The organism is Acidithiobacillus sp. HP-11 (assembly GCF_015100075.1).
GTDB lineage: Bacteria > Pseudomonadota > Gammaproteobacteria > Acidithiobacillales > Acidithiobacillaceae > Acidithiobacillus > Acidithiobacillus thiooxidans.
In genome coordinates, this window is record NZ_JACKYY010000052.1 from 1 (window position 1) to 16,745 (window position 16,745).

The 16,745-nt window shown below is 54.9% G+C and carries 18 protein-coding genes and 1 pseudogene; all 19 read right to left on the reverse strand.

Features of this window, described 5'->3' with window-relative positions; genetic code table 11:
* On the reverse strand, positions 1–315 hold a 315-nt coding region (locus tag H7F08_RS13005), incomplete at its 3' end, for an NTP transferase domain-containing protein (RefSeq protein WP_319803975.1).
* Between the two features lie 102 nt (positions 316–417).
* Positions 418–843, reverse strand: a complete 426-nt coding sequence (locus H7F08_RS13010) for a F0F1 ATP synthase subunit epsilon (RefSeq protein ID WP_010640819.1) — start codon at positions 841–843, stop codon at positions 418–420.
* 3 nt (positions 844–846) lie between these two features.
* On the reverse strand, positions 847–2,256 hold the full coding sequence (gene atpD / locus H7F08_RS13015) for a F0F1 ATP synthase subunit beta (RefSeq protein WP_010640820.1): 1,410 nt from the start codon (positions 2,254–2,256) through the stop codon (positions 847–849).
* A 41-nt stretch (positions 2,257–2,297) separates the two neighbouring features.
* Positions 2,298–3,164 (reverse strand): F0F1 ATP synthase subunit gamma, encoded by an 867-nt coding sequence (gene atpG / locus H7F08_RS13020; protein ID WP_024894408.1) that lies wholly within the window; start codon positions 3,162–3,164, stop codon positions 2,298–2,300.
* A 9-nt stretch (positions 3,165–3,173) separates the two neighbouring features.
* Positions 3,174–4,718 carry a F0F1 ATP synthase subunit alpha gene (gene atpA, locus H7F08_RS13025; RefSeq protein WP_193640769.1) on the reverse strand — a complete coding sequence of 515 codons (1,545 nt, stop codon included), beginning with the start codon at positions 4,716–4,718 and terminating at the stop codon, positions 3,174–3,176.
* Between the two features lie 18 nt (positions 4,719–4,736).
* A complete protein-coding gene (locus H7F08_RS13030; RefSeq protein ID WP_024894406.1) occupies positions 4,737–5,276 on the reverse strand; it encodes a F0F1 ATP synthase subunit delta in 540 nt (179 codons plus the stop codon).
* A 9-nt stretch (positions 5,277–5,285) separates the two neighbouring features.
* Positions 5,286–5,765: a F0F1 ATP synthase subunit B gene (atpF, locus tag H7F08_RS13035; RefSeq protein ID WP_081577509.1), complete on the reverse strand. Its 480-nt coding sequence runs from the start codon at positions 5,763–5,765 to the stop codon at positions 5,286–5,288.
* Positions 5,766–5,807: 42 nt separating this feature from the next.
* Positions 5,808–6,062 carry a F0F1 ATP synthase subunit C gene (gene atpE, locus H7F08_RS13040; RefSeq protein WP_009561114.1) on the reverse strand — a complete coding sequence of 85 codons (255 nt, stop codon included), beginning with the start codon at positions 6,060–6,062 and terminating at the stop codon, positions 5,808–5,810.
* A gap of 45 nt (positions 6,063–6,107) precedes the next feature.
* Positions 6,108–6,857, reverse strand: a complete 750-nt coding sequence (atpB, locus tag H7F08_RS13045) for a F0F1 ATP synthase subunit A (RefSeq protein WP_024894404.1) — start codon at positions 6,855–6,857, stop codon at positions 6,108–6,110.
* A gap of 2 nt (positions 6,858–6,859) precedes the next feature.
* Positions 6,860–7,258: a hypothetical protein gene (locus H7F08_RS13050; RefSeq protein WP_226831060.1), complete on the reverse strand. Its 399-nt coding sequence runs from the start codon at positions 7,256–7,258 to the stop codon at positions 6,860–6,862.
* Between the two features lie 63 nt (positions 7,259–7,321).
* A complete protein-coding gene (locus H7F08_RS13055; protein WP_024894402.1) occupies positions 7,322–8,170 on the reverse strand; it encodes a ParB/RepB/Spo0J family partition protein in 849 nt (282 codons plus the stop codon).
* Positions 8,167–8,928, reverse strand: coding sequence for a ParA family protein (locus H7F08_RS13060; protein ID WP_024894401.1), 762 nt, complete (start codon positions 8,926–8,928; stop codon positions 8,167–8,169). Before H7F08_RS13060 ends, H7F08_RS13055 begins: the two co-directional genes overlap by 4 nt.
* A gap of 65 nt (positions 8,929–8,993) precedes the next feature.
* On the reverse strand, positions 8,994–9,656 hold the full coding sequence (gene rsmG / locus H7F08_RS13065; RefSeq protein WP_065974962.1) for a 16S rRNA (guanine(527)-N(7))-methyltransferase RsmG: 663 nt from the start codon (positions 9,654–9,656) through the stop codon (positions 8,994–8,996).
* Positions 9,656–11,530, reverse strand: coding sequence for a tRNA uridine-5-carboxymethylaminomethyl(34) synthesis enzyme MnmG (gene mnmG / locus H7F08_RS13070; RefSeq protein ID WP_065974966.1), 1,875 nt, complete (start codon positions 11,528–11,530; stop codon positions 9,656–9,658). Before mnmG ends, rsmG begins: the two co-directional genes overlap by 1 nt.
* A 50-nt stretch (positions 11,531–11,580) precedes the next feature.
* Positions 11,581–14,679, reverse strand: coding sequence for a type I restriction endonuclease subunit R (locus tag H7F08_RS13075; RefSeq protein ID WP_193640770.1), 3,099 nt, complete (start codon positions 14,677–14,679; stop codon positions 11,581–11,583).
* Positions 14,676–15,221, reverse strand: coding sequence for a Fic family protein (locus H7F08_RS13080; RefSeq protein WP_193640771.1), 546 nt, complete (start codon positions 15,219–15,221; stop codon positions 14,676–14,678). Before H7F08_RS13080 ends, H7F08_RS13075 begins: the two co-directional genes overlap by 4 nt.
* Positions 15,211–16,218, reverse strand: coding sequence for a virulence protein RhuM/Fic/DOC family protein (rhuM, locus tag H7F08_RS13085; protein ID WP_193640772.1), 1,008 nt, complete (start codon positions 16,216–16,218; stop codon positions 15,211–15,213). Before rhuM ends, H7F08_RS13080 begins: the two co-directional genes overlap by 11 nt.
* Positions 16,215–16,577, reverse strand: a pseudogene (locus tag H7F08_RS13090) (restriction endonuclease subunit S); the annotation flags it as partial. The gene rhuM and the pseudogene H7F08_RS13090, both read right to left, overlap by 4 nt.
* Before the next feature lie 24 nt (positions 16,578–16,601).
* Positions 16,602–16,745 (reverse strand): transposase (locus tag H7F08_RS13095; RefSeq protein WP_193640773.1); only part of this gene is annotated, 144 nt, incomplete at its 5' end.

Below are 16,745 nucleotides of genomic sequence, written 5' to 3' on the forward strand. Positions count from 1 at the left end.
CAAGGGAACATCCCCATACAGCACTAGTACCCGGTCAGCACCCCGCAGACCGGGTAAAGCCGCTTTCAGGGCATCGCCGGTGCCACGTTGCTCCTGCTGATGCCACCACTGCACGGGCCACTGACTGAAATGCTCTTGAACAAGCTCAGCGCCATTGCCAATCACCACATGCAAGTGTCGCGGTTGCAAGGCCTGCGCCGTATCCAGCACATGCTCCAGTAAAGGCTTGCCGCCCAAAGCCTGCAACACTTTGGGCCGGGCAGAACGCATGCGGGTACCCTGACCGGCCGCCAACACGACAATATCGGTAATCACCTGATCCATGATCTCTTCCTCAAAACGCACAAACCCCAGTCACCATGAGCGACCGGGGTTTATGAAACCTGCCCAAAGACAGGAGCATCGCTGCTTTCGAAACTAGCGCAGCAGGCCTTGCTCGCGCAAGCGCTGAACGGCTTTCAAACGGGCAATCTGAGCCAATAGTTCACCCTGAGCTGCAGCATAATCCATCTGATCCAGATTACCGGCCAGACGCGCCTCAGCCGCCTGTTTGGCAGCAAGCGCCTTGGCTTCGTCAATATCCGTAGCCCGTTCTGCTGAATCTGCCAGAACCGTGACCACGTCCGGCTGGATTTCGAGCATGCCGCCGTTTACGAACAAATATTCGGTGTTTTCACCGTTGATAATCCGTAACTCGCCGGGACGTAATCCGGTCAGCAAGGGAGCGTGGCGCGGCAAAATACCCAACTCACCCATTTCACCGGGGGCTACCACCATGGTGGCAACGCCTTCGTAAATACTCCCTTCAGCACTGACGACCCGCACATCAATGGTCATGGCCATACCTTATCCCTGCTGCAGCTTTTGCGCCTTGGCAATCGCTTCATCAATAGTACCTACCATGTAAAAAGCCTGTTCCGGCAGATGATCATATTCACCGGCAACAATGGCTTTGAACCCGCGAATGGTATCTTTCAGTGAAGCATAGGTACCGGGGCTACCCGTGAATACTTCTGCCACGAAGAAGGGCTGGGACAGGAAGCGCTGAATTTTACGGGCTCGTGAGACCAGTAACTTGTCATCTTCGGAAAGTTCATCCATACCCAGAATGGCGATAATGTCCTGCAATTCCTTGTAGCGCTGCAGGGTCTTCTGACAGGAACGTGCCACATCATAGTGTTCCTGACCGACAATCGCCGGATCCAACTGACGACTGAAGGAATCCAGAGGATCCAGAGCGGGGTAAATACCCAGTTCAGCAATCTGACGGGACAACACCACCGTTGCGTCCAAGTGGGCAAAGGTCGTGGCCGGTGACGGATCGGTGAGATCGTCAGCAGGCACATAAACCGCCTGTACCGAGGTGATGGAACCCACCTTGGTAGAGGTGATGCGTTCCTGCAACTTGCCCATTTCTTCAGCCAGCGTCGGCTGATAACCCACTGCCGAAGGCATACGCCCGAGCAGAGCGGATACTTCCGTACCCGCCAGGGTGTAACGGAAGATGTTATCAATGAACATCAGAATATCGCGGCCTTCATCACGGAAATGTTCCGCCATGGTCAAACCGGTCAGACCGACGCGCAAACGGTTGCCGGGTGGCTCATTCATCTGGCCATAGCACAGCGCCACTTTGTCGAGCACGCCGGAATCGGTCATTTCGTGATAGAAGTCATTACCTTCGCGGGTCCTTTCACCCACACCGGCAAACACCGAATAACCGGTATGCTCAATGGCGATATTCCGGATCAGTTCCATCATGAGCACGGTTTTACCAACACCTGCACCACCGAAGAGACCGACCTTGCCGCCCTTGGCGAAAGGACAGACCAGATCGATAACCTTGATACCGGTTTCCAGCACTTCGGTGCTGGCCGCCAGTTCATCAAAGCTGGGGGCGGGGCGGTGAATGGCCTTGCGCTCTTCCGTCTGTACCGGACCCTTGCCATCGACAGGATCACCCAGGACGTCCATGATCCGTCCCAAAGTACCGTGACCAACGGGGACGCTGATGGGGGCACCCGTACGGGCAACCGCCAGACCCCGCTTCAAACCTTCGCTGGGGCCCATGGCAATACCGCGTGCCACGCCGTCACCCAACTGCGCCTGAATTTCAATGGTAAGATTTTTTTCCGTGATGACCACGGCTTCCATGATCTCCGGGACCTGCCCGCGAGGAAAGGCGACATCGATCACCGGTCCGATCACCTGGACAATGTGGCCGACGGCATTATCTTTAGCTACCGCTTCGCTCATGATTTAACCCTCAAAAAATCCAAAAATGCTGTGCTTAATCGTCAAACCGCCGCCGCACCGGCGCTGATTTCGGCGATTTCCTGTGTAATGGCTGCCTGACGGGCCTTGTTGTAAGCCAACTGCAGATCGCCCACCATCCGTTTGGCGTTGTCCGAGGCATTTTTCATGGCCACCATGCGCGCACTTTGCTCGCAGGCCAGATGCTCAATGACCGCCTGATAAACGACAGACTCCACATAGCGATGCATCAGCTTGTCGAGAACCGGGCGAGCCTCCGGCTCGTAAATGTAATCCCACATCTCCGCCGGTTTTTCGGCAGGCACTTCCGGCTTGGCTACGGGTAGCAACTGCTCCAGAGTGGCGCGTTGCAGCATGGTATTGACGAAGCGGGAAGAGACCATATAAACCACATCGACCTCACCCTTGGCGTAAGCATCGGCCATGGCCTTGATGGGTCCGATCATGTCCGCCAGATTGGGCTTGTCGCCCAGTCCATTCAGTTCAGCGACCAGATGGGCGCCATGCCGACGCAAAAAACCCAGCCCCTTGTTCCCCATGACCGCGAGATCCGAACTGACGCCCTGTTCGTGCAGGTCGTGCATTTTATGGACAACCTGCCGAAGCACATTGACATTCAGCGCACCGCAAAGGCCACGATCGGTAGTGATGACCAGAAAACCCGCTTTTTTAACGGGCCGAACCTGCATCAAAGGATGTTCATACTCCGGGTGTGCCAGCGCCAGATGGCCCAGTACTTCGCGAATTTTCTCCGCATAGGGCCGGGCAGCGCGCATCCGTTCCTGCGCGCGCCGCATCTTGCTTGCAGCCACCATTTCCATGGCGCGGGTGATCTTGCGCGTATTTTTTACGCTCTTGATCTGACCGCGAATTTCCTTGGCATTGGCCATGCTGCTCTCCTAGTACGTCGAACTGGACTTGAACTGCTTGACTGCCGCGTCGAGCTGCTTTTTGAAGTCATCGGTGAGCTCTTTTTTGTCTTCGAGCCCAGCCATCAGATCCTTGTTATTGCTGTGCAGATAAGCCAGCAAGGCCTTCTCAAAAGGCCGCACCTTGGCCACTTCCACGTCATCCAGGGCACCGCTGCTGGCGGCGAACAGGGCAACAGCCTGTTCTGCGACCGACATGGGTGAGAACTGATCCTGTTTCAGCAGTTCAGTAACCCGTTTGCCCCGTTCAATTTGTTTGCGGGTTATTTCATCCAGATCAGAAGCAAACTGGGCGAAAGCCGCCAGTTCACGATACTGCGCCAGATCCAGACGAATACCCCCACCCAACTTCTTGATGATCTTGGTCTGGGCAGCGCCACCGACGCGCGACACGGACAAACCGGCGTTAATGGCGGGACGGATACCGGAGTTGAACAAATCGGTTTCGAGATAAATCTGGCCGTCGGTGATGGAAATCACGTTGGTCGGCACGAAGGCAGAAACGTCGCCGGCCTGGGTTTCAATGATGGGCAGGGCGGTCAATGAACCGGTCTTACCCTTCACTTCACCATGGGTGAATTTTTCTACAAAATCCGTATTGACACGCGCAGCGCGCTCCAGCAAACGGGAGTGCAGGTAAAACACATCGCCCGGATACGCTTCGCGACCCGGAGGACGCCGCAGCAACAGGGAAATCTGCCGGTAGGCCCAGGCCTGCTTGGTCAGATCGTCATACACAATCAGCGCGTCCATGCCGCGATCGCGGAAGAATTCACCCATTGTGCAGCCGGAATAAGGCGCCAGATACTGCATGGCCGCTGATTCGGAAGCGTTGGCGGCGATGACCGTGGTGTATTCCATGGCGCCGTATTCTTCCAGCTTGCGGACCACTCCAGCCACGGTTGAAGCCTTCTGGCCCACCGCAACGTAAATGCAGTAAACACCCTTGCCTTTCTGGTTGATGATGGCATCCACTGCCACAGCAGTCTTGCCGGTCTGGCGGTCACCAATGATCAGTTCGCGCTGTCCGCGTCCCACCGGTACCATGGAATCAATGGATTTGACGCCGGTCTGCATGGGCTCGTCCACACTTTGACGATCCACCACGCCGGGCGCGATTTTTTCGAGAACGTCAAATTCCTTGGCATCTACCGGGCCTTTGCCATCAATGGGCTGTCCCAGGGCATTGACCACACGACCCAGTAATTCCTTGCCGATAGGAACCTGCATGACCTTGCCGGTGCATTTAACAATGCCACCTTCTTCAAGGCCGGAGAATTCTCCCAGTACCACGGCACCGACATTGTCCTGCTCCAGATTCATGGCCAGCGCATAGCGCCCGCCGGGAAGTTCAAGCATCTCGCCATACATGACGTCTTCCAGACCGTGAATGCGCAGGATACCGTCGCTCAGGCTGATGATAGTGCCCTGGGAGCGCGTCTCGACACGGCCTTCAAAGCCAGCGATGCGTGCGCGGATCAGGTCACTGATTTCCGATGGATTCAGTTGTTGCATACTTTGTTCCTCAAGACTTTAGCTGCGAAGGGTTCGGGCAAGTTGCTGCACTTGTCCACGCACGGAAGCATCTATGGTGAGATCACCCGTATGAATTACGAGACCGCCAATCAGCGAGGCATCTACCGACTCACGAAAAGCGACTTTGCGACCGCTGAAACGCTGTTCAAGCGCCGCCTGAACCGAGCTTTTCTGCTGCGCGTCCATAGCCACCGCACTGGTTACCAGAACGTCGACAATGCCTTCGTCATGGCGCAGAGCCTCAGCGAAGAGGACGGCAATTTCTGCTGCCGCTGCCCAGCGATCGTTATGCACCAGAAGAGTCAGAAAGGCCTGCCAGCCCGACTGTTCCAGAGTAACAGGAGCGGCGGCGAGCAAGGCCACCTTGTCCGCTTCCGGGCGTTCAGGGTCATTCAAAAATGCCTGGGCCTGGTCGTCTGCAACCATGGCGGTAAGCACCTGCAAAGCGTCTGCCCAAGCCTGTTGCTGACCAGACTCTTTGGCCAGCCCGTAAAGCGCCTCGGCGTAGGGTCGCGCCACCGTGATCAGATCTGCCATTTCAGATCCTCACAGTTGGCCGACCATACGGTCGATGATGTCGCGATGGGCATTCTGATCAATTTCACGATGCAGAATACGCTGGGTGCCGTCGACCACCAGCTCCACCACCTGACCACGCAGGACTTCACGGGCCCGGTTGGTTTCCACATCAATTTCTGCACGGGCTCCGGCAATAATCCGGTCGGCTTCCTCACGGGCCTTGACCTGAGCTTCTTCACGCAGCTCCACACCACGACGCTCGGCGTTGGCAATAATCTCTGCCGCCTTGTCCTTGGCCTCCCGCAGCATTTCTGCAGCGCGTTTCTGGGCCAGGGCCATTTCTTCCTTACCACGTTCAGCAGCGGCCAGACCGTCAGCGATTTTCGCGCGGCGGGCGTCCATTACCTTACGCAGGGGACCATACATATACTTGTACAACAACACCACCAAAATGACGAAGGTGATCAGCTGTATGATCAGTGTTCCATTGATACCTACTGGATTCATGACTACCTCACTTGCAAGAGGGCCGGATCAACCGGGCCCGCATCAGCCCAGGAACGGGTTGGCGAAGAGGAACCAGAAACCGAAGGCCAGAATGATGAAGGGGAAAGATTCCATCAAGCCGGCAAAAATGAAGGTATTCACCAACAACTGGGGACGCATTTCGGGTTGACGGGTAATGCCTTCAATGGTCTTGGAGGTAATCAGACCCCAGCCAATGGCGGAACCCAGTCCAGCGGCGCCAAAAATAATACCCACAGCAATGGCTGTAGCAGCTACGATAATGGTGTGTGCGTCCATGATAACTCCTTACAAGTGTCGCAAAAGTGAAATATAAAAACTGTATTAATGATCCTGCATATTCGCCATGCCGAGGTAAACCACGGTCAACACGGTGAAAATAAACGCCTGCAGGACAATGATCAAACTTTCAAACAGGGACCAGACCGTACCCATCACCAGTTCGCCCCACCAGGGCAACATGGCCAGCAGCAAAAATACCAGCTCGCCGGCAAACATGTTGCCGAAAAGTCGCAGCCCCAGGCTTAACGGCTTGGTGATTTCTTCGATCAGGGACATGATGATGTTCATCGGAAACAGCCAGATACCGAAGGGATGGGTCAGGTAGGTCTTGAAGTAGCCGAAACCCTTCACCCGCAAATTGGTGGCAATCATCACCAGAAATACCGTGATGGAAACGCCGAGGGTGGTGTTGAGGTTGACGGTCGGGGTTATCCGAAATTCTGGAATACCAAACCAGTGCGCAATAATGCCGGGCAAGTAGGCAGGGATGACGTCCAGGCTGTTCATCAGCAGTATCCACAAAAATACCGTGATGGCCATGGGTGCAATCAAGGGGTCCTTGACCGGGAAACTGCCCTGGACCAGATCATCAATAAAATCGACGACGCCTTCCAGCCAGTTTTGCATGCCGCTGGGGGTACTGGTCTGCAATTTTGCGCCGACTACCATGCCGGTAATGACCAGAATGGCCGCCATGATCCAGCCCATGACAATGGTGTCCAGATCAAACGTCCAGAAACCGGAACCGATAGTCCAGTTGACGAGATGATGGGCGATATCGCCTGAAGCCACACTTAACTCCTTTGCCTGATACGTTCCCGCATCAGAAATGCCAAAAATACGAAATGGGCCAGCAAAAACCCGGCAACCAACCCGATAACAGGCAGATGCAGCCAGAAAATTGCCAAGATGAGACCCAGAATGGTGATGATCCAGCGCTGCAACACCGCCCCACCCAGCCGCCGTGCGGCAAGATGCGTAGAAGCGGGGAGCGCGATCAGGCGACCACCCAGGATGAGCATGTTGATTACGCTCAAAAATGCCGCAAAAAGCAGTGCGTAGGCTTCTTGTCGTCCCCAGAGCCATGCCAGCAAGGCAGCCAGGAACAGGGCCAACGTCAACACTGTCGCAGTGACTCGCCCTACATAGGACGAGAAGTTCACCATGCCCATTTGTTTTTCTTGCTCTTTCAATGGGCAAAACTCAAATACAGGCGGAGTCTAAACACGCAGATGCCCAGCGTCAAGAGTGATCCATCAGCTTTCGTCGTCATTGAGCGATACGCCCAGACGTTTCAGGAGCATGGCCTCCTGCTCCGGACTTTCCCAGCGAATACGCAGTTCCCCCCCCTGGCCACGGGCGCGCAAATCCACACCAAGTCCCAGACTGGATTGAATCAGTGCTTTGAGAGCGGCCGTGTTGGGGTCCGGTTCCGGCAGGGGTGCTGGCGGATTCAGGTCTTTTTGAGCCAGCTTTTCGGTGGCGCGGACGCTCAGGTTTTCCTGGACCACTTTTTCGGCCAGAACCTGTTGCCGCTCGTCACTGAGGGTCAACAGGGCGCGGGCATGTCCGGCACTGAGGGCACCACTTTCCACGTGCGGATGCAACGCGGGACAAAGGCGCAAGAGCCGGAGCTGGTTACTGATGGCCGCCCGCGAACGTCCCAGCGTTCCGGCCAGCGCTTCGTGGCTGAGGCCAAATTCATCCAGCAAGCGCTGCAGAGCCTGGGCTTCTTCCAGCGGATTCAGATCCTGACGTTGTATATTTTCGATGATGCCGATGGCCAGGGCCTGCTCATCGCCACAATCGCGGACTACCGCAGGTATTTGGGTCAAACCCGCCAGTTGTGCGGCACGCCAGCGGCGCTCGCCGGCAATGATTTCATAGCGACCGCCGCCCACGGCGCGCACCACGATGGGTTGCACCACTCCCTGATGGCGTATGGACTCCGCCAATTCCTGCAGGGATTCCTCGGCAATCACGCCGCGCGGTTGGTAACGACCACGCTGGAGCAGATCGACCGGGATTTCCCGCATTGATCCGGTACCCGAATCTTCATTGGCAAACAGTGCATCGAGACCCCGACCCAAACCCACTCGCTTCATTTTGGCCCCTCCCGTTGCAGGAATTCTTTGGCCAAACCCTGATAGGCCAGGGAACCCGCGCAGGAAGGATCGTATTCCAGAGCAGCGCGGCCAAAGCTGGGGGCTTCGGCAAGGCGAATATTGCGGGGGATAACCGTTTGATAGAGCTTATCCGGAAAATGCCGTTCCAACTCCTGACCGACCTCCGAGGAAAGACGGTTGCGGTTGTCGAACATAGTCCGCAACAGGCCATCCACTTCCAGATGAGGGTTCAGCTGGGCGCGCACCCGCCGGACGGTATTCAGCAACTGCGTGAGGCCTTCCAGGGCATAATATTCGCATTGCATGGGAATCAGCACACGGTTTGCCGCTACCAGGGCATTGATGGTCAGCATATTCAGGGCTGGCGGGCAATCAATGAGGACATAATCAAAGTCCGACGCCTCGGCCAAAGCTCTTTTCAGATGCTGTTCACGATCTGCGCGCGGGTAGATTTCCACTTCGGCCCCGGCCAGATCGGGGCTGGAGGGTGCGAGAAAAAGTCCGGCAGGGGATACTGCATGCAGCACCGCGCAGAGCGGTAATTCCCCCAGCAATACGTGATAAATGCTGCTCGCCGTATTACCCACCTGGCCCAACCCGGTGCTGGCATTGGCTTGCGGATCCAGATCAACCAGCAGCACCCGCTTGCCCGTCTGGACAAGTCCGGCAGCCAGATTGACGGCAGTCGTGGTTTTTCCCACGCCACCTTTCTGATTGGCAACAGCAACGATGCGCATGTTTTGGGGTGATTTCCCGATGAAGTCTACAATCGCGCAAGAATACCCTGTCAGCTCGCGGGGGGCTAGGGCATCTGCAGCGGATTCGTCCAAATCAAGAGCTTGCGCAGGGGTGAACCCGGTACCTGCAAGTCGTGACAACGCAGCTCCAGCGCAGCCGCGCGGGGCCAATCGGCCAGCTCTTCTTCGACACCGGGCCCCTTCATAGCCAGCACCCTGCTCTGCGGACCCTGCAGATGGATGGTCATTGCATCCAGGCGCGCGAGAGGGGCGGTAGCGCGGCTGATGAGGATGTCTGGCAACTTTTCAGGCTCGTATTTTTCGCTGGTCGTGGGGACCACCTGCACATGGCTCAGGCCGAGCTCGGCCAGCACACTGCGCAAAAAAGCCACGCGCTTGCTGGCGGGCTCCACCAGCGTAAAGGCCTGAGTGGATCGGCAAATGGCCAAGGGGATTCCCGGCAAACCCGCACCACTGCCAATATCTGCCACCCGCCCGGCATCCAGAAAAGGCAGCACGGCAAGACTGTCCAGCAGATGACGGGAGATCATTTCGAGCGGGTCGCGCACGGCGGTCAGATTGTGGGTACTGTTCCAGCGCTGAAGGAGTAACACATACTGAATCAGCAACTGGCGCTGATCGGGATGAACTGAATCCAGTTGCATGAGCGCAAGACCGGCGTCCAGAGCCTCGGCCAGTGGTTCTGGCAGGGCAGAAGCGGACGGCATCAGCCTGCCTGCAGCAAGCTGCGGCGTTTCACGTGAATCAACAACAGCGACACGGCTGCCGGAGTGACGCCCGGAATGCGGCTGGCCAGACCAATGGTTTGCGGACGCTGGCGACTCAGGCGTTGCCTGACTTCCGTGGACAACCCGCGCACCGAGGCATAATCCATGTCCTCAGGAATGGCCATGCCCTCCCAGCGGACGGCCCGCTCAATTTCGTCCTGCTGCCTGGCAATGTAACCCGAATATTTGCACTCAATCTCCAACTGTTCGCTGACACGTGGGTCCGCACAAACCGGGATGTCCAGAGCCGTCGTCAGGCTGGCGTAATCCCAATCCGGACGGCGCAACAATTCCAGCGCGGTTACGTCCCGGTTCAGGGCCTGACCCACATGCGCGGCAACCCGCTGCGCTGCTGCATCTTCGGGGCGAATGCGCACACTCTGGAAACGCCCGCGCTCGGCTTCCAGATCATCCTGTTTGCGGCTGAAGCCCGCCCAGCGTGCATCATCCACCAACCCAAGTTCGCGACCCTGCGGGGTCAGGCGAATATCGGCATTATCTTCACGCAATTGCAGGCGATATTCGGCCCGGCTGGTAAACATCCGATAGGGTTCATCCAGCCCCCGGGTGACCAGATCGTCCACCATTACGCCCAGATACGCCTCATGACGCCCCGGCACCCAGGCAGACTGTGACCGCGCCCGCCGTGCGGCATTAAGGCCCGCCAGCAGGCCCTGTGCGGCGGCTTCTTCATAGCCGGTGGTGCCGTTGATCTGGCCGGCACAAAAAAGTCCGGGCAGGCGCTGGCTTTCCAGACTGGCGTGCAAATCACGCGGATCGAGAAAATCGTATTCAATGGCATAACCCGGACGCAGCAAAACGGCATTTTCCAGACCGCGCATGCTCCGCACCAAATCCACCTGCACGGGAAAAGGCAAACTGGTGGAAATGCCGTTGGGATAGACTTCGTGCGTATCCAGTCCTTCAGGTTCGAGAAATATCTGGTGCGAGGTTTTTTCGGCAAAGCGCACCACTTTGTCCTCAATGGAAGGACAGTAGCGCGGCCCTACGGACTGAATGTGCCCGCCATACATGGCCGACTGGTGCAAGTTGGCGGCAATGATTTCATGGGTGCGCGCATTGGTGTGGGTGATATGGCAAGCGCGCTGGGGGATATCCACCTGCCGGGTCATGAAGGAAAATGCGGGGAGTGGATCATCTCCGGGCTGGGCTTCGAGCACGCTATAGTCGATGCTGCGTCCATCAATGCGGGGCGGCGTGCCGGTTTTCAGACGGGCAACCGGAAAAGCCATTTCCCGCAGGCGCAGGGACAGGGCGTTGGATGGCGGATCGCCTGCCCGTCCGGCCGCATAATTCTGGTCACCCATGTGCACGCGCCCGCCGAGAAAAGTCCCGGTAGTCAAAATCACCTGACCCGCACGCAGCTCCAGGCCGGTTTCCGTGCGCACACCGGCCAGATGCCCGTTTTCCATTAACAAGTCGCCCGCCATGCCCTGAAACAATTGCAAATTGGTAATGTTTTCGAGAAGACGACGCACTGCGCGTTTATACAAACTCCGGTCGGCCTGGGCGCGGGTCGCCCGCACCGCTGGCCCTTTGCTGGCGTTCAGGGTCCGAAACTGGATGCCCGCCTGATCAATGGCGAGGGCCATGATGCCCCCCAGGGCGTCGATTTCCTTGACCAGATGCCCTTTGCCAATACCGCCAATGGCCGGATTACAGGACATCTGCCCAATGGTATCGAGATTCTGGGTCAGAAGCAGAGTACGCACACCCAAACGGGCTGCGGCAGCGGCAGCCTCGGTGCCGGCATGACCTCCACCGACAACAATGACATCAAATTCGTTTTGCATCCGCTGATTATCCGCGCCCGGGGGTGGTTTTTGCAATATCCAAAAAAGTGTTAAACCTGTCCGCCCACGCCTTTGAACTTCTCGACAAAGGCTGCGATTTTCTGGAACACACTCTGCTTTTTACTCAGGTACTGAGGATTCAGTGGGCTCATTTTGGGGAGCAGGGCATTGAGCTCGGTGCCATTATCGCTGGCAAACTCCCGTTTCAGGGAAACGCTGATATAGCGGCGCGCGGCTTCGACATTCAGGTTTTCGTCAGCGATAAGCGCATCGGCTTCGCGCCGCTGTTCGCCCTGGGCAAAGGTAAAAAAGGCCTCAATCAGGCTGGTTTTGTCACCAAGCTGATCCAGATCGGTTTGATTGATGAAATCCACCAGGAGCGTTTCTTTGGCACGATTCCCGAGGCTGGCACGGATCACCCGGCGCACATCTTCCACCAGGGCCACCTTGTCTTTGATTTTTTTGTTGTTCTCAAAAATCAGCTCGAGAATGTAATCCAGATTGATTTCCTGAGATTTGAGCAAATCTACCTCAAACACCACGTCATCCCAATCGATGCTGGACTCTGCTTTTTCCGAAGCGGATTTTTCCCGCCGCAACCAATCGCGCACATCATTGTAGGTAGAACGGTAGTCCTGGGTTTTGCGTTCGGATGGGATTTGAACAGCCTGCAACGCAGGCAACTCCTCATCCGTCACATAATACTTGGCCTTGAAGGCTTCTAAGGCTGCGGGGTCATCCATATCGACATTTTGCAAAGCTTTCAGGCTGGCGAATTCATCAAAGTTTTGCAGCACATTTTCCACGCGCAAAAATTCGCCAAACAACTTCACAAAGGCTTTTTTATCCGATTCTTTTTCAATGGCAGCAGGATCAGGAAAACGCTGCTCCAGTTCTTTCACCACATCCACAAAGCCGCGCCGCGCTTCGCCAGTGACCACATCGGTAAAGCCTTCCATGTACTCCCTGAAGCTTTTTTCGAGCACGACATTTTTGGTGTTTTTGTCCCCAAACAGGGTGATGGCGTCGATAGTCGCCTGTTCGAGATTGCGGAACGTGATGATATTGCCAAAGGTTTTGGTCGCATCATAAATGCGGTTGGTGCGTGAGTAAGCCTGAATCAAGCCGTGATAACGCAGGTTTTTGTCGACAAACAAGGTGTTGAGCGTCGGCGCATCAAAACCGGTCAGAAACATGCCCACCACAATCAGCAGATCAACTTCCCCGGCCTTCATTTGCTTGGCCAAATCGCGGTAGTAGTTCTGAAAACCGTCGCTATCCAATCTGAAGCTGGTTTTGAACAGTGCGTTATAGTCGGCAATTGCTGCCGCCAAAAACTCCTTGGCACTGCTGTTCATGGCCGAAACATCAAAGCTTTCATCAATAATATCGCCCACGGCATCTTGTTCTTCGTTGGCTGCAAAGGAGAAAATGGTGGCGACCTTCAAGGGTTTTTCGCGGTCTTTTTGCACGGTTTTGAAGGACTCATAATACCACTTGGCGGCTTCTACGCTGCTGACGGCCAGCATGGCGTTAAAGCCTTTACCACCGGCCTGCAAACGATGGGTTTTTTGCCGGAAGTTATTCAAAATGTACCGGGTAATTTCGCGGATACGGTCGGGATGCAACAAGGCCTGGCGATTTTCGGCGGCACTGAGTTTTTTCGCATCCTGCTCGGCTTCCAGCGCCTTGAACTGAGGACGGACATCGTTGTAGTCCACCTTGAACTTCAGCACTTTTTCGTCGCGGATAGCATCGGTAATCACATAGGCATGCAGTTCGCGGCCAAATACGCTGGCCGTGGTATCGGCTCCCAGGGCGTTTTGCGGAAAAATGGGGGTGCCGGTAAAACCGAACTGATAGAACTTTCGGAAGCGTTTTTTCAGGTTTTTCTGGGCTTCGCCAAACTGGCTGCGATGGCATTCATCAAAAATAAACACCACCTGCTGGTTATACACCGGCAGGTCATTTTCGCTTTTGATCAGCCGGTTGAGCTTCTGGATGGTGGTGACGATGATTTTGTTATCATTTTTATCCAGATTGCGTTTGAGTCCGGCGGTGCTATCCGAGCCATTGACGCTATCGGGCGAAAAACGCTGATATTCCTTCATGGTCTGATAATCCAGATCCTTGCGGTCCACCACAAAAAATACCTTGTCGATAAAGTCCAGCCCGGTGGCCAGACGCGCCGCCTTGAAACTGGTCAGGGTTTTGCCGGAACCGGTGGTATGCCAGACATAACCGCCACTTTCCGTGCTGCGCCAGTTTTTCGCCTGATACGCGCTGTTGATTTTCCACATGATGCGTTCGGTGGCGGCAATCTGGTAAGGGCGCATCACCAGCAGGGTGTTGTTTACGTCAAATACCGAATAATGCAGAAGCACATGCAGCAGGGTGTTTTTCTGAAAGAAGGTAGCCGTAAAGTCCTTCAGATCTTTGATCAGACTGTTATCCGCCTTGGCCCAGTTCATGGTGAAATCGAAGCTGTTTTTGTTGCGCTGGGTGGTGTTGGCAAAGTAGCGGGTGTCCGTACCGTTGGAAATCACAAAGAGTTGCAGATACTTGAACAGGGAATGTTCACTGTTGAAACTCTCCTTGCTGTAGCGATGCACCTGATTAAAGGCCTCGCGGATGGCCACTCCGCGCTTTTTCAGCTCTACCTGTACCAGCGGCAGGCCGTTGACCAGAATGGTCACATCGTAGCGGTTGGCATGGCTGCCGGATTGCTCAAACTGATTGATGACCTGTACCTTGTTGCGGGCGATATTCTTTTTATCCAGCAGGTAAATGTTCTGGATATGGCCATCATCAAACACAAAATCGTGAATATAGTCATCGTGAATTTTGCGGGTTTTGTCCACGATGCTGTCGCTGGGTTTATCCAGCCAGGTTTCCACAAAACGCAACCATTCACCTTCCAGAAACTCCAGGTTATTCAGTGCCTGCAACTGCACACGCAGGTTGGCGAGCATTGCCTCGGGATGATTCAGGCCGGGCAGGTATTCATAGCCCTGATTCGTCAAATCCTGAATCAGTTCGCGTTCCAGGTCCCCTTCGCTCTGGTAGCTATCGGCCACCTTCCAGTCCCGGTTGTATTGATCCAGAACAATGAAGTTGTTGGATTCGGCAATAGTTTTGTAGTCTGTCACGGCTGTACCTCCCAATGGCCGGTTTTATCGGAACCGACGCGTTTAATTTTTCCCGCCTGCTGCAATTTGGCTAAAGCCCGGCCAATGGTGCGTAGGTCTTTGCCCATCAGTTCGGCGAGCTGCTGGCGTGTCCGCTGCAGGTTATACTCCAGTAACACCAGAATCGCTTCGGGGGTTTTGAGTCCACGTACATCACGCTCCGGATTTACAGGGGCGTTTGCAGGGGCACTTATAGAGGCGTTTTGGGTTAGCGTCCGGGCAATTATCAACAACATGAAGCGAATAAACAGCGTACTATCGGCTTGCTCGTCACCCTGTTCAAGTGCCTGGTAATACGTCTGTTGATGATCTTTAATCACGCTTTCCAAGGGTAACGACAAAAACAGCGGGTGCCACCGAGACAAAATTAAGGTTTGCCACAAGCGCCCCATACGGCCATTGGCATTTAACGCGCTGGCGTCCAGCCGCTTTACTTGCTGGCTGATCTCTGCTACCAGATTCAGGATTTCGCTGGTAATGGTAAAGGGCGGTTTATAAGGCATTGCCGTCCTCTTTCAGCAAAATAAAATGCTCGATCAGGCGAATCATCAGCGATTTTTGCGCTGGCTCGCTTTCCGCGACCAGCAAGGCCAAGGCGACCAGCGTGTTGTCGTTAATCAATCGCTCCACGGGCCTGGCCAATAAATGCTGATTGCGGCGCAAGTACCATAAAAACAAAAATGAACCGCTGCGCTTATTACCATCAGCCAACGGGTGATTTTTAATCACAAAATACAGCAGGTGCGCGGCGCGACTTGCGACATTCGGATAAAAAAGTTCGTCACCATAACCCTGCTCGATGGTGGCAATCGCCGATTCGAGGCCATTGCCGCGCAACTGACCAAATAATTCCGTGGCTTCGCCCTTGGTGATCAGTGCTTGTTTTAATTCATGGATGGCGTTTAGCGCCTCGTCCAGATTCAGCGCCAGCATGGCCGACTGTTTACTGTTCAGCTCCCCCAGACTTTGTTCATCATAGCCCTGCAACAGGCTCCAGCTCCGGGCATAGTCGCTGATCACCGAAAGCACCGCTGCGCCTTCAGCGTTCACCAACTGCTGGTTGCTGAGGGTCTGGGATAAAAGCGCCATCGCCTGCTCAAATTCGATGCCGCGCTCTTGCAAGCGGCGTTGATTGAGGGTGTAACCCTGCACCAAATGCTGTTTGAGGGTGCGAGTGGCCCACTGGCGGAACTGCACGCCCCGTGCCGATTTTACGCGGTAGCCCACCGAAATAATCACATCCAGATTGTAATAATCCACTTGGTAAGTTTTGCCGTCGGCGGCAGTTGTTGCATTTTTTGCAACTACTGAAGGACGCTCCAACTCACCCTCAGCAAATAGGTTGCGAAGGTGACGGGAAATGACCGATTTATCGCGTTCAAATAATTGCACCATCTGGTCAAGACTCAACCAAACGGTATCTTGATCCATCGCGACACTTAATTGGGCCTGACCATCGGCGCTGGTAAAAATTTGAATCTGTGCGTTTTCTGCATTCATGGGCATTCTCCTGCTTGAATTGGCTTGGGAAAGCGGAGCAGCAGATCGCGGTAATATTTGTATTGTTTTTGGCGCAGTTCAATTTCGCGGGGTAGGCCTGCGGTGAGGGAGGTGGTGATGGCATCAAATTTGTCGAGAATGGAAACGATGCGGGCTTGTTCTGCGAGAGATTTATCAAGGTCATTTGGATATGGTACAGGGATTGACATTTTGGAAAATCCCTTAATCAATAATGTATTGACCTTGGTTCTAGCTATATACTTTGCCTTCTCAGCAATAAATGATGGTGCTTGCATGCAATAAGAAACAAACTTCGGATTCATTGAATGCCGGAAAGCGTAACAATGATCGTGAATAGCAACTTTTTCAGGTTCCTCGCTGTTTTAAGTGGGTAGCTTGAGATCCAGCTTACCCAGTACGAGGTAAGCCATGTTAATAAAATTCTTGTGGGTGCGATAGCCCCGTGCCCTGGATTTGGCGGACTGGAGCAGACTGTTGAAACCTTCCAGAGTGCCGTTACTCAGATG